General features: G+C 55.0%; 11 protein-coding genes. 7 read left to right on the top strand and 4 right to left on the bottom strand.

Annotation, left to right across the window (positions count from 1 at the left end; genetic code table 11):
- On the top strand, positions 1–637 hold a 637-nt coding region (locus AABZ39_14195), incomplete at its 5' end, for a hypothetical protein (protein ID MEK6795929.1).
- Between the two features lie 6 nt (positions 638–643).
- Here AABZ39_14195 and AABZ39_14190 read toward each other — a convergent pair.
- Complete coding sequence (locus tag AABZ39_14190; GenBank protein ID MEK6795928.1) at positions 644–1,876, bottom strand: MFS transporter; 1,233 nt, start codon at positions 1,874–1,876, stop codon at positions 644–646.
- Between the two features lie 257 nt (positions 1,877–2,133).
- Here AABZ39_14190 and AABZ39_14185 point away from each other — a divergent pair, with 257 nt between their 5' ends.
- Together AABZ39_14185 and argS are read left to right on the top strand one after the other, a co-directional pair.
- Complete coding sequence (locus AABZ39_14185; protein ID MEK6795927.1) at positions 2,134–3,612, top strand: right-handed parallel beta-helix repeat-containing protein; 1,479 nt, start codon at positions 2,134–2,136, stop codon at positions 3,610–3,612.
- A 310-nt stretch (positions 3,613–3,922) separates the two neighbouring features.
- Complete coding sequence (argS, locus tag AABZ39_14180) at positions 3,923–5,692, top strand: arginine--tRNA ligase (protein ID MEK6795926.1); 1,770 nt, start codon at positions 3,923–3,925, stop codon at positions 5,690–5,692.
- A gap of 47 nt (positions 5,693–5,739) precedes the next feature.
- On the opposite strand, the gene AABZ39_14175 is transcribed toward argS, so the two are convergent.
- Genes AABZ39_14175 through AABZ39_14165 form a run of 3 tightly spaced genes read right to left on the bottom strand, consistent with a single transcriptional unit; the run spans position 5,740 to position 8,666 of the window.
- Complete coding sequence (locus AABZ39_14175; GenBank protein MEK6795925.1) at positions 5,740–6,636, bottom strand: sugar phosphate isomerase/epimerase family protein; 897 nt, start codon at positions 6,634–6,636, stop codon at positions 5,740–5,742.
- 34 nt (positions 6,637–6,670) lie between these two features.
- Positions 6,671–7,849, bottom strand: coding sequence for a Gfo/Idh/MocA family oxidoreductase (locus AABZ39_14170; protein ID MEK6795924.1), 1,179 nt, complete (start codon positions 7,847–7,849; stop codon positions 6,671–6,673).
- Position 7,850: 1 nt separating this feature from the next.
- Entirely contained in the window at positions 7,851–8,666 is an 816-nt protein-coding gene (locus AABZ39_14165) for a sugar phosphate isomerase/epimerase family protein (protein ID MEK6795923.1), read from the bottom strand.
- 205 nt (positions 8,667–8,871) lie between these two features.
- Between AABZ39_14165 and AABZ39_14160 the strand changes: the two genes are divergently transcribed.
- From AABZ39_14160 to AABZ39_14145, 4 genes are all read left to right on the top strand, one after another.
- Positions 8,872–9,888, top strand: coding sequence for a glycoside hydrolase family 130 protein (locus AABZ39_14160; protein MEK6795922.1), 1,017 nt, complete (start codon positions 8,872–8,874; stop codon positions 9,886–9,888).
- Between the two features lie 43 nt (positions 9,889–9,931).
- Positions 9,932–10,687, top strand: a complete 756-nt coding sequence (locus AABZ39_14155; protein ID MEK6795921.1) for an AraC family transcriptional regulator — start codon at positions 9,932–9,934, stop codon at positions 10,685–10,687.
- Positions 10,688–10,808: 121 nt separating this feature from the next.
- On the top strand, positions 10,809–11,912 hold the full coding sequence (locus AABZ39_14150) for a uroporphyrinogen decarboxylase family protein (protein ID MEK6795920.1): 1,104 nt from the start codon (positions 10,809–10,811) through the stop codon (positions 11,910–11,912).
- Positions 11,913–12,058: 146 nt separating this feature from the next.
- Positions 12,059–14,068, top strand: coding sequence for an extracellular solute-binding protein (locus AABZ39_14145; GenBank protein MEK6795919.1), 2,010 nt, complete (start codon positions 12,059–12,061; stop codon positions 14,066–14,068).
- Positions 14,069–14,128: the final 60 nt, after the last annotated feature.

Genomic DNA, 14,128 nt, shown 5'->3' with positions numbered 1-14,128 from the left:
CACGACGCTCGGCCCGAAAAGCCCGGGAAAAAGCGACGGTGTTGCCTTTCAGGTGACCGTCAGCGAAGCCGGTGCGCCCGGTACGAAGGTGTTCGAACATATCCAGAAAACCCATCAATGGATGCATCATCGTGTGCCGCTCAACGCATGGAGCGGGAGGACGATGCGGCTGCGATTTATCGCCGACTGCGGGCCGAATGACAATGCGGTGAGCGATCAGGGATACTGGGGCGATGTGCGCATTACGGAAGGCCTTGCAGAGGAACAGACCGGGGAGACGTTCATGTCATGGGCGGACGGGAAGGATTTCACCTCGGGTTTCTATTTCCGCAACGCGCGAGGCCCAACGGCGCAGATAACGTTCACCATCGAGGGCCGCGAGGATGTCATCCTCAAAAATATGAGCGTGCATGCACATACGGACGCGATGTACCGCATCTTCGAGAACGGCATCGTGCTCGCCAATCCATCGGTGCATCACTATGAATTCGACCTTGCCGCGATAGCGCCGGGGAGCGAGTTCAGAAAGCTCGTCGCCTCCTCGAAACAGGATACGGTCATGAACGACGGTTCACCGGTGCGGGGCATCGTTCGCCTCGGTGCAAAGGATGCACTTTTCCTTCTGAAGACCAGATGAACGCGCCTAGGCGGGTGACGCCCTTTTTCGCGTGAAGAAGAGGAATACGGCGAGACAGAGAATGACGATGCCGCCAAAGACGAGGAAACTCCTCTGAATGCCGAAGTAGTCGCTTATGCCGCCGGCGAGGAGATTGCCGAGCGGCGTGCTCCCGACATTAATGAAGAAATAGATGCTTATGACGCGGCTCCGATAATCGTCGTGCGCATTGAGCTGTATCGATGAATTGGCCGTCGTCATGAACGTGACGGTCGCGAATCCACTGATGGCAAGGAGCACCGCGGAGAGCGCGTACACGGTGCTGAACGATATCGCGATGAAGCAGACGGCCGCCGCCGTCGCCGTTACGAACAGCATGCTCGTTCTCGGACCGCGCTTGCTCCGCGCAGCGGTACCGAGCGCACCGAACAGAGAACCTATCCCCATGCATGACATGAGAAGACCGAACCCCGCCTCGCCCTGATGGAGCACCGTTTTCGCGAGCACGGGCACCATCACATTGAAGTTCATGATGAAAAGTCCCACGAAAAGGACGATGACCATAATGCGCGCGAGCATACCGTGCTTTGCGATATAACGGAAACCGTCGGCTATCTCGGAAAGCACGTTCGAGCGTGCGGGCTTTATGGCGCACAAGAGCGGCCGTATGAAAAAAAGCCCGGCGATGATGGGGATGAACGTCGCTGCGTTGATGAGGAAGCAGAAGCCGATGCCTATCGTCGTCATGACGACACCGGCGACCGCCGGCCCGATGATGCGTGCCGTATTGAACGTGGCCGAGTTGAGGCCGATGGCGTTCATAAGATCGTCCTTGCCGACCATTTCTATCATGAACGTCTGCCGCGTAGGCATTTCGACGGCGTTCGCACAGCCCTGAAGGACGGCGATGATGAGTATGTGCCAGTACTCGATATGCCCGGAAATGACAAGAACGGCGAGCACGAGCGCTATGACGGCCATGAGCGACTGGGCGGCGAGTATCACCTTGCGCTTCTCGAAACGGTCGATGACGGCGCCGATGAAGAGCGAAAAAAGGAGCGTCGGCGTGAACTGGAGCGCTCCGACGACGCCGAGGAGGAAGGGCGATTTCGTTATCGAGAACGCAAGCCAGGGAAGCGCTATCGTCTGCATCCAGTTGCCGATGAGCGAGATGAGCTGGCCGAACCAGAAGATGCGGAAATTCCTGTTCTTCAGCGCATGAAAGTGCGTATCAATTTTTGACAGGAAGAATCGTTTCATGTACAGCGAGTATACTGCTCTTCAATGTATCGTCAAGACCGCGCAGGGTCTCAACAGTGTCCGAATAATACTGGTTTTTTCCGTATCATCTTGTTGACAGCGTCCAATGGGTATTGAAAACGCCTGCGTGGACGACGAAGCCGCCTTGTTCGCGGTTTATCGTGTATCGCCATTATGTGTACGGTCAAAATGCCGTCCGCATCGCGTATGCGTCTAATGTAACCCTTGAGGGGGTTGCGATTTATTCGAGCCATGGCGTGGCGATCGCGGCAGGCAACAGCACTGATATTTTTTATCGCCATGTTGAGATCGTACCGCGCCCCGGTACCGATCGCGTGTTTTCCTCGTCGGCTGACGGCAGCTATAATTTCGATATACGCGGCCAGCTGGTGTATGAGCATTGCCGATTCATGCATATGGGTGACGACTGCATCAATCAGAATACCCATTACCTTGAGGTGTCCCAGCGCGTAGACGATTACCGCCTCGTCCTCTGGGCTGCTCGCTACCTGCAGGGAAGCGATGTGGGCATTCTTGCCCTTGGGAGGACCGCTTCTCGGGATCCTGCAAAAATGCTGCGGCCGACACAATTCGAGGTCGGGGATGAGATCGAATTCGGGAAAAACGAAACGCCGTTGGATGCAAGCTTCACCGGAAAAGTGCGGGAGTGCATTCTGGATGGCGATGCAAAAGTGCTCAAGGCAGCCTTCACCGAGCGGCTGCCCGCCTGGATACAACCGGGAGTCTATGTCGGAAACGCTTCGGCGACACCCCGTGTCCGCATCAGCGATTCTGTCTTCGGGAAAAACCGCGGTGCCGGAGCGGTTCTCATGGGGCGAAATGCTGTTATCGAGAGGAACATTTTTGAGGCATGCTCAGGCCAGGCCATACGCCTCAATGCGGATAGAGGCAGATGGTACGAGGGACTCAGTACTCGAAATACCATCATTCGGAGTAATAGTGTCCGCGATTGTCACTACGGCCTTGGTGCCAAGGGCGGGGCTATCGAAGTATGGGCACAGATCCAATCGTCGTACGACAATCGCACACCCGCGGCAGCCGGAGCGCACCGCGGTATAGTGATAGAGGGAAATAAAATATCCGGTACACGCATCGGTTCCGGAATTGCCATAGGCAGTGCTGAACATGTCGTTATACGGGGGAACACGATCGCCGGTGCCCCTGAGTCCGGGATCTTCGTGCATTGCAGCAGCAATGTTCAGATCGAGAACAACAAAATCAGCGATGTAAAAGAGAACGTTACATTGGGAACGCAAGCATTTTCGGTCACCGGTGATTTTGATGACGATGCCGGCGCTCGAATTCCTGAGATCAAATTCGCATTCAATTCCCATACCTATACAAGCGGTACAATAATCGGTCAGGATCAATGGCTGGCGTATAACGATAAAAATGGAAGCCGATGGCTCCCCGCTGTTATTGTCGAGCTTCCAGGCGGGAATGTTTTGGCGAGTCCTGCGCAAAACGGGACGAACATCGAACCGGTCGGCGGCATGAGAGACATTGGCGTAACCCTGGGCGGAAAAGAAAAGATCGTACTGGAATTCGACGCGTTTTTTCCCGAAAAAGGTAAAAGCACTATGGCTATTGCGCAGATCGGTATTGGATTGGACAGCATCGTCGGCCCTATGGTCGGTTTTTGGGGAGGGGCGGTTGCCGTTCGCAATGAAAGCTTTGGAAAAATGGTCATGAACCGCGGGTGGGCCCCCCCGTGAAGGGACATGGTATCGTCTCAGCTGCTGTTTGGATCTCCGCACGGGAGAGATCTCAGTTTCAGTCAAAGAACGTACGGAAAATTCTACTGCCGTTGATCTGGTTTTCGATACGCCGGGCACAGGCAGGATAGTGCGCCTTGATATTAAATCAGATAAAAGAAAATGGGACCGTCTCTATGTGCGACTGAGCAATACCGGCGGACCGGTCGCATACATCGAGAGTATACAGATTTCGAACAAATAGATTGGAATTGTAGAAAAGACAAAAATACGGTACTATCTACCGCAATTCAGCGTTTCGGGAAGAACCATGATATCAGTACGAAAGAAACTTACCGGCATTTTTTCCGCGGCATTCACCGCCGAGGGCATCGATGCTTCGTTCGGCGAGGTCGCCGTTTCCAATCGCCCGGACTTGAGCCATTTCCAATGCAACGGCGCACTCCCTGCGGCGAAGACGCTCAAGAAAAAACCGCGTGATATAGCGGACGCGGTGCTCAGCCGTGTTACGGATGGCGGCGGCATGATAGCGAAGGCTACCGTCGACGGCCCGGGTTTCATCAATATCACGGTCTCCGATGCTCTGCTTCTCGAGGGCGCCCTTGAGCTCAGGCGCATCGACGAACTTGCCTCGTCCCTGATAGATGACAAACGCATGACGCTCATCGATTTCGGCAGTCCGAACGTAGCCAAGCCGATGCATGTCGGTCATCTGCGCTCCGCCATCATCGGCGATGCCGTGCAGCGCCTGTGCGTCTACCTCGGCGTGCCGAAGGTGAGCATCAATCATCTCGGCGACTGGGGGACGCAGATGGGCATGCTCATCTGTGCGCTCCGCGAGAAGGACCCCTCACTCCCTTATTTTGACGAGAAGCATGCCGGCGAATTCCCGAAGACGTCGCCGGTGACCATCGACGATCTTGAGACGATGTATCCGGTGCAGTCGAAGAAGTGCAAGGAAGACGAAACGGAGATGAAGAAAGCGCTCGAGGCGATATCGCTTCTGCAGAAGGGACATGCGGGATATACCGCCCTTTGGAAGCATTTTGTCGATATCTCGCGCGCGCAGTTGGAAAATGAATTCATCGCCCTCGGCATACGGTTCGATTTCTGGCGCGGTGAAAGCTATTATCACGGGAAGATACCGAGCGTGATCGACGACCTTACCTCACGCGGCATTGCATCGAAAAGCGAAGGCGCGCTCGTCGTCCATTTCAGCGAAGAAGAGACCGGCGGAAAGGAGATAGCGCCCCTTCTTCTCGTGAAATCCGACGGCGCGTATCTCTACGGCACCACCGATCTTACGGCGGTACGCGATCGCGTTGCCGAATTCTCGCCGGCACGGCTTCTCTATGTCGTCGACAAACGGCAGTCGCTCCATTTCACGCAGGTATTCCTCGCCGCAACAAGGGCGGCGTATGCGAAGGACGCCGAGCTCATGCACGTCCCGTTCGGTACGGTGAACGGCAAGGACGGCAAGCCGTTCAAAACGCGCGAGGGCGGCGTCATGAAGCTTTCGGACCTCATCAGCATGGTCGTCGGAAAGGCGCGCGAACGCATGGCGGAAGCAGGCGTCGCCGACGGCTATCCCGAAGCGGAGCGCGAGCATGTGGCGAAATGCGTGGGGCTTGCCGCGCTTAAATATGCCGATCTCGTCAATCACCGCGAGACGGATTATATCTTCGATCTCGACGCGTTCACCCGATTTGAGGGGAAGACCGGGCCGTATCTTCTTTACACATCGGTGCGCATTAAATCGATACTCCGAAAGGCTGCGGAACGCGGATTCACACCGGGCACGCTTGCGGTCACCGGTGATCCCGAGCGCGCGCTCATGGCGATGCTTTCGCGCTATCCGGACGTCGTCATATCCGCGTATGAAGCGCTTCTCCCGAACCATCTCTGTGAATATCTTTTTGAACTTGCGCAGGCGTTCAATCAGTTCTATATCAGCTGTTCCATTATCAATGAGAACGATGCGGCAAAACGCGGCTCATGGCTCACGCTCTCTGAGGTCACGCTCACGGTGCTCGTAAGCGCTCTCTCTGTGCTCGGTATCGATGTGCCGGAGCGCATGTAGCGGCGCGGCATCGGCCGATGATGTCGAGACGTTCTCGTGCCGCGCGGTCATTTCGAGAATCCGTGTCCTTTCATATAATCCAGGAATGATACTGTGTAGCCATCGATATTCTCGATGGAGCCGCCGCCGCGTATCGGCGAGCATGTCTCATAACTTACCCAGCCGTTATAACCGACATTCCGCAATGCTGTGAAATATCGCTTGTAGTCCATCGTGCCTTCACCCATACGGACCGCTTTCACAAGTGAGGGTTCGACGCGCTCATAGTTTACCATGGCCGGCCGGTATTGGTAGCGCGGGAGAACGATATAGTCGGCGACGGTTGAGAACGTCATTTTTGCGCCGGCTTTTTCCAGCGAGCGTTCGATGTCCTCGCCCCGGAGGAACATGCTCCATGCGTCGACCATGAGGCCGAGATTGGGACGGTCTATCTCACGGTACATCTCAAGGAGTGCTTCGGTATCCACGGCGATGTCGTGATGGTTCTGAATGCTGATGGTGACGCCGAGATCACTCACTGCATCGCAGCAGGCGCGTATCGCGGTGACGCAGGCCTTCCATTGGTCGCCGAACGGTTCACGCCCATTATCGTAGCCGGTAAAGATGCGGACAAGTCTGCATCCGAGTTTTACGCCGATCCGTGCGATCTCACGCACATAACTTACCTGCAGGTCGGAGAGCGGCACTTCCCGCGACTCGCTCCCTGCGGTGAAGCTCGTGTAAGCGCCCATGCAGGCTACTGTAAGATGTTTTTCATCAATGAGACGTTTGAGCGCTGAAACAGCGGCATCATCGGCAGTATAAGGATACAAATGCGGGCGCTTGCACATGATCTCTATGCCTTCATATCCCAAGGCCGCGGCTTTCAGTACAAAATCATTGAGCGTGAGTGCATCCTGCCCCCACAGCCCCGCATAGCTCACTGAGAATAGACAGTTCTTCATGATAGATCTCCTTCGCGTGAAAGTGTCTGCATGTTCATTTGAATCCCCCGGGGAGTTTCGTCTCGACGGCAGTCACATTATTTTTGTACCGCGAGCCGGCGGAAAGTTCCCGCAGTTTGGCTTCGTACTCGTCGCCGTCGAACGGTATATCTATCGGTCTCTTGCTGAACGATGAAAGCATGATCGCATTATTGAGCGTGACCATATTGATGCCTTCTGTACCGGGATTCATCGGCGGATGCTTGCTCAGTATTGCGCTGCAGAAATCTTCGAGCACAACGCGATGCATCCCTTTCGACATGGTGCTTACCGGGACATCGATCTCCCATACCTCGGGGACTTCCCACGTCGTGGCCGATTCCTTAATGTGACGGAGCATCGATATCCTGTTGCGGTACAGTTTTATCTTGCCGTGTTCGAATACGAGCTTGCCGTTCTCGCCGACTATTTCAAGCCGATTCGTGCCGGGCGCTTCCGCCGTCGTCGTTATGAAATGACCGATCATGCCGTTCTCGTGTTCGAAATACGCGGTCGCTTCGTCCTCGACCTCGATGTCGTGATATTTGCCGAGCGAGACGAAACCGGTCACGCGGCTGGGCATTCCGACGAGCCATTGGTAGAGATCGAGATTGTGCGGGCTTTGGTTCATGAGCACGCCGCCGCCCTCGCCGCGCCAGGTAGCGCGCCATCCGCCGCTGTTATAATACGCCTGGCTCCGGAACCACCAGGTTATTATCCATGTGGTGCGGACAAGACGACCGAGCTCGCCGCCGGCGATGAGCTCCTTGATCTTCCTGTATTCCGGCGATGTACGCATCATGAACATCACTTCATAGACGAGCGATGGATCTTTCTTTCGCGCCGCTTCATATGCCGCGTTCATCTTTTTCGCATCGTTGCCGTGCACGGCCACCGGCTTTTCGACGAGGACATGTATGCCGCGCGCGAACGCATCAATAGTGATGGCGGTGTGGTCGTAATGCGGGGTGGCGATGACGACGGCATCGATGCCGGCATCGAGAAGCTCCTGATACGAATAGAATGCTTTGCATCCATACTGCTTCGCGGATCGGTCGGCTTTTTCCCTGTCGATGTCGCATACGCCGATGATATCGGCATCCTGCATGTCCGCCAAGTCTCTTACATGACATGAACCCATGACGCCGACGCCTACGACACCGATCCTTACCCTGCGATATGTTCGATCTTCCATGTTAATTCCTCTCCTTAACTGTCATTGCACTTTCATATTCCTTCATTGCAGCGATCCCGTGCGGTAAATGCGACGCAGGCGTTCCGCAGTCGATCAATTCAAAGCTCATGAAAATATCGCGATTATGCCCTTCAATAAGATGCAGCGCTGCCCTGTGGTCTATGATGCCTGTGCCGACAGGAACGAAACGTATTTTCTCTCCATATTCGGAGCAGTCATGGATATGCAAATGCTGTATCCACGGCTTCAAGAGATCAAAGGATTCGGTTATCGATGCAGCCCGTGTCCGTACTGGATGCATGATGTCCCAGTTCACGGATACCCATTCATCGTCAACCCTGCGCATTACCTCGGCAAGATGTGCCGGGTCGCACCAGCCGTCATGCGTTTCAACGCAGATGCGTACGCGGCGGCGTTCGGCATGAGGCGCGAGTTCCTGCAAAGCGGAAGCAAGGTGCTCAATGCCGGTGGAGCGTACGAGATCTCCCTTGAGCTGTCCGCCGAAAACACGTATCCGTCCGCAGCCGATATCGGATGCAAGATCGATGTACTCTCGCGTCGTTTCGATCTGTTCCTTTGTATCTGCGGGATCCGAATAGCTGGAGGATATGGCTATGCATGAAACGGCGATGCCGGTATTTTCGGACATCATTCGTATGGTCCGGCGCGCGTCCGCGTCCGCGGTCAATTCAACGCCGTGGGCATGGCCGGCCCCGGCGCGCGGTTCAATGCCGTCATACCCGTATTCCTTGGCGGCGGCGCAAAGGTCTTTGAACGAGAGTGTCGGTGCGGAAAATGACATGAATGAATAGTTCATATATCGTACCTCACAGTTGAGCATAAGATAGACAGGCGCCCCATTGAAGGCTACTACAAAACCGAAGGGGAACGATACTATTCGGAAGTGCGGCCCGTTACGGAGAGAACGCAGAAAATGCAAAGCCGGCACTGTTTTTTACAAAGCCGTTTTTATGATATAGTCGTAGCATAGAGCGTACGGTAATACTCTCAGGAGACAGACGATGGATGCTTTACATTCGGCCCGATGCATGACCCGCTGCGCACAGAACCCCGTGCTGGCAAAAGGCGATATTCCTTACCCCTCCACGCTGGTGTTCAACGCCGGCGTGGTGAAATATCAGGGGAAGTACGTGATGGTGTTCCGCAATGATTACAATTTCGGCCAGAAGGATTTTGATGAGTTCATTGCGGGTAAAAAGCCGTGGCCGCCGATACGGACGAATATCGGTCTTGCCTATAGTGATGACGGCATTTCATGGAAGGTTATGCCGAAGCCCTGCTTTTCGCTCGGTGATGAGGAGATTACGAGGGCGTATGACCCGCGCATCACGGTAATAGAAGGGCGCGTGTATCTGTGCTTCGCCATCGATACGAAGCACGGCATACGCGGCGGCATTGCCGTTACCGATGACTTCGAACATTTCGAAGTTCTCCATATGACGGTGCCGGATAATCGCAATATGGTGATGTTCCCTGAGAGGATAGGCGGCAAATTCGTCCGGCTTGAGCGGCCGTTCCCGGTATACAGCCGCGGCGGGAAGGATAGATTCGATATCTGGATGTCCGATTCCCCCGACTGCCGTTATTGGGGCAATTCGAATCTGCTCCTCGGTGTGGAGGATGTGCCGTATTCGAACGATAAGATCGGTCCTGCGGCGCCGCCGGTGAGAACGAAAAAGGGCTGGCTTACCACATTCCATGCCGTCGACCGCGACGACGCGAACCGCGGGAAGAACGGCTGGGAGGCAAAATGGACGAAGCGATACACCGCCGGCATCATGCTCCTCGATCTCGCCGATCCGTCGAAGATAATCGGCATGTCGAAGGAGCCGCTCATCGTGCCCGAAGCATCGTATGAGATAAGCGGCGGCCTCCGCAACAATGTGATATTCCCCGGCGGCATGATACTCGAGGACAATGGCGAGGTGAAAATTTATTACGGTGCGGCTGATACGGTCACCTGTCTTGCGACCGCGAACGTCGATGATCTCCTTGCGCTCTGTACGTCAAAGCGATGATGGGCGCCTGGCGTTTTTCCCATTTCCCGATATAGTCGCAGTAATGGGATTTGTAGTATTCTTCATCGAGCACTCGCCAGCGGGAAATTCCTGCGGCCCGCACGAACATAACTTCTCCGAGATAGTATATATAGAAGGTTCCGCCGGGCACGTCTGCTTCGGCGAACGGCGAAAACGTCTGAAAGACGGCGATATCATGGTCCATCCGGCGCATACGGTACACGCAGCCGGGAATATACGCGCCGCGCGCCATTATTGTCTCGGCGTCAAGGGGTGGGAAACGGAAGGTCTCGGTGAAGGCGTTTTCAAGAGCACCCCGGAGCTGCGCGAGCGGATGCAGAGCATACGGCATGAACTTGAGCGTAAGGATGTCTTCTACAAAGCGCTTATCGAAGCGAAAGCGCTTGAGATAACACTTCTGGTGCGTCGTCTTTCCGGCGGGAGCGATACCCGTGCGCCGTCCGTTGCGGTCGAACATGCGCGCGATATCATCGATCAGCGTTTCGACAGGAAGCTCTCAATAACCCATCTCGCCGATGAATTAATGGCGACCACCGACGTGCTGAGGCTTGCGTTCAAGAAACGATACGGCGTAACCCCGATGCGCTACCTTGTCGAGAAGCGGATAAACGCCGCAAAGGAGATGCTTGCCGGATCGTCGAAGAAGATCGGGAGCATTGCCGTCGAGTGCGGGTTCGAGAGCGAATACTATTTCAGCCGCCTGTTCAGACAGGTGACCGGCGCCTCTCCGCGTGACTACCGCGCAAAGGCCGTGGCGGTCATCCATTCGCAGCAGTAGGATACGTTTTTCTGCAACAGCATACGTTTTTCTGCATTTTCTTTTTCCCGGTGATAGTGCATCTTATGACCATGCATAGCCGCCGACCAGTGAGCGTCTTGCATTGAAAAGGAGGAGTGCAATGCTGAAGGCAGCGGATATCCAGTCGGAAAAGCATACGGGTGTAATGACATCGCGGGAACGCACCCGATGCTCTCTCAGCCACAAAGAACCGGACCGTTTACCCGTGAGTTTCGGCGCGCTTTTTACCGGCGCTACATCGGCAATGCAGGGGCGCATCGCTGATGTTCTGGGTATTCGCGGCGAGCGTGATCCCCGGTTCACGCAATTCGATAATCGCATTCAGGAATACTTCGGGTGTGATCTGAGGCTCGCCCCGGGACACTGGGGCAGGTTTCGAAAGGATGAGAATGATTTCCCGCTTCGCACGGCGTCGCTGGAAGATGTGTATCGCTATGCATGGCCAAAGCCGCATGGGAACGGGCTTGACCGCGTCGTGAACGAGACGCGATTCCTTCACCGCGAGACCGACTACTTCATCGTAGCGCCGACGGTGGCGCCGGGAATATTTGAGGCGGGGTGCTGGCTTCGCGGCTACGATCAATGGCTCATGGATATCGCGGCTGATGAGACGTTCGTCCGGCATTTCAATGATATCTATCTCTCCGTCATTACGCCGCTCATCGATGAATATTTCGGTGCGGTAGGGAAGTATATCGATCTTGTCATCATCGGCGATGATCTTGCCACGCAGAGCGGGCCGTATATATCCCCTGAGCATTTTCGAGCGCTGTTCAAGCCGTATTTCAAAGCGTACATTGAAGCGGTTGGGCGACATTGCCCGCGCGCGTTCATCGGCCATCATTGCTGCGGGAGCAGTTTTCAGCTCATGGATGACCTGAAGGATATCGGTGTCGATCTCATCAATCCGGTGCAGACGACGGCAAAGGATATGCATTTGGAGAATCTCGTTACGCGCAAGAAGGATTTTTCCTTCCTCGGCGGGGTCGATCTGCAGCATGTACTGCCGTACGGTACCACGGAGGAGGTCGCCGAATTCGTACGATCGCTCATCCGCACCCTCGCTCCGGGCGGCGGCTATGTCCTCGGGCCGTGTCATACGCTCCCTGACGATGTCAGACCGGAGAACGTTATCACCATGCTTGAGACCGCCCGTGAGGCGGGGGGATGGACACACAATGCCCGATGGGTGACGAAAGCATGAAAATACAAATATTTCGCAAAATTGCATTGGGGAAACCATGTGAAGCGGTTACACTAGTAGATGCACTATGCTCGTGTACTGTACAAATCGGGTATGGGCGTTATACTGATGCGTCGCAGGCCTGTAGCTGAGAGAGGAGTATTGCCGTGAACAAGATCATCCGGTTCGTTAAGGCCTACATAGGGCCGATACTTATCGTGGCCGTATTCATAGCATCGGCCATCGTTGTGCTCACGAAGAACAATGTAGAGGACGAGCGCGTCTATGTTGCCCGCACCGGTGATACCGTGCGATCTATCGCGGATGAGCATGGCACGACCGCGGATAAGATATGCGAAGAGAATTATCCCGATATTTCAGAGAAGTTCGCGCTGGTGCCCGGTACGAAGATAAAACTTCCGCGGGACGCAAAGTCGCGCGTCATAACACTGCACATTGCCCATTGGAACCTTGAGCCGGGCGTTCGTGAAGGCCTTGCGTATATGGCCGAGCAGTATCGGAAACTCCATCCCAATGTCCGCGTGGTGCAGAACCCGGTTCCCGAGTCGACGTATGGACAGTGGTTCATCACGCAGATGCTCGGCGGCACGGCGCCCGAGATAATCGAATGCGGGCTCGGCGTGCCGTATCCGCTTCTCCTGTCGTATTATCAGCGCTATTTCGTACCGCTCACCGAATATATGATGCGTCCGAATCCCTACAACAAAGGCAATGAGTTCGAGAATGTTGCGCTTCGCGATACCACCAAGGACGGCATGCGGGCGCTCTATAATGCCGATCTCCAGGAATACATGCTGTTCGGCCTTTCGCAATTCCTGGTGCGTTTCTATTACAATAAAGATCTCTATAGGAAATATACCGGCCGTACAGAAGCGCCGAAGAATTTCAGCGATTTCATAGCCGTGTGCGAGATCATCAAGACGAACAAATATTTGAATAAGCAGGTCATCGACGAGCTTTCGGCATTCGACCGCCGGGACGCGAAAGTCGAAAAAGAGCTCGCGGCGGCGCGTGCGCGCGGTGACAAGTCCCGCGAGGCGGCGCTTGCCGGGGAGAAGGCGAAATGCACCCGTGAGCGCGCAGCGTACCGTGCATCGATAACCACGATGATACCGGTAGCGAATTCGCAGTACCATATGGCACAGATAGAGAATAACCTATTCAATCCTATTACATCGCCGGCGCGGACCATCATCGACCTCAACCACGATTGCCAGGCAAGCATCGCCGAGGTGTACATCGCGTTCAAAAGCGGCAAGATAGATCTTTCCTACGGCCCGTATCGCGCGAAATTCGACATGGTCGCACAGTTCGCGAGCAATTCCATGCCGGGGTTCACCGGCCTTCGACGCGATGACGCGGTGCTGCAGTTCGTCCAGCAGCGTGCTGTATTCATCGCCACCGGTACTTGGGATGCCAATACCCTCGCCAAACAGGCGGAGGACAACGGCTTCGAAGTTGAGGTGATGGATTTTCCGCTGCCGACGAAGGATGATCCGCTCTACGGCAAATATGTCGAGGGGCCTGCGTATGAGAATCCCGGTACGCATTTCCCGTTCGGCTGTCCGGTGCCGGAAAGCGCACCCGAACGACGGCAGGCGGCCATCGACTTCATGCTGTTCCTCATGGGGAAGGAGAACAACATCAAGTTGAACGAGATGATCGGCTGGATCCCCTGCATAAAGAATGCGGAAGGCACCGGCATCCTGAAAAAATTCAATCTCCATTCCGAGGGCGTATCGCCCATGCTTACCTTCGAGATCGGCGGAGAATCGGTCATAAAATGGCAGCAGGATTACGCCTTGTATCAGGTCGGACAATTATCGTTCGACGCCATGCGGAAGGATTTCGAGCCGTTCTATAAAGAGCGCGGCTATAAGGATTATCTCGAGAAACAGAAGAATTGGCGGCGGAGCATCGCCGCTGATGAAAAGATAAACAGTTCGATACGCGCGAAGGCATTCCTCGCACGGGCGGATGTGCGCCGGGCGGATGAGTACTGGATGAAATACCGCTATCGCGTGAACGCGCTCATGTCAAAAGAGATGGACGTGATGTACGAGCGGTCGATAATGGCCGAGGTCGCGCTCGGTAAAACGTTCCCTGATGCGTATGCGTACTCGTCGGAAGCGCGTGCACGGATACGCGGAAGATAGTGAGCGGCTGCTCCCGAAAAGTATCACGTGATTTCCGTTCTGACGCAGCAAAAATTAAAT

This window comes from Spirochaetota bacterium (assembly GCA_038043445.1).
Taxonomy (GTDB): Bacteria; Spirochaetota; Brachyspiria; order Brachyspirales; family JACRPF01; genus JBBTBY01.
The sequence above is the reverse complement of the archived record's forward strand: the minus strand, read 5'-3'. Positions and strand labels throughout refer to the sequence as shown.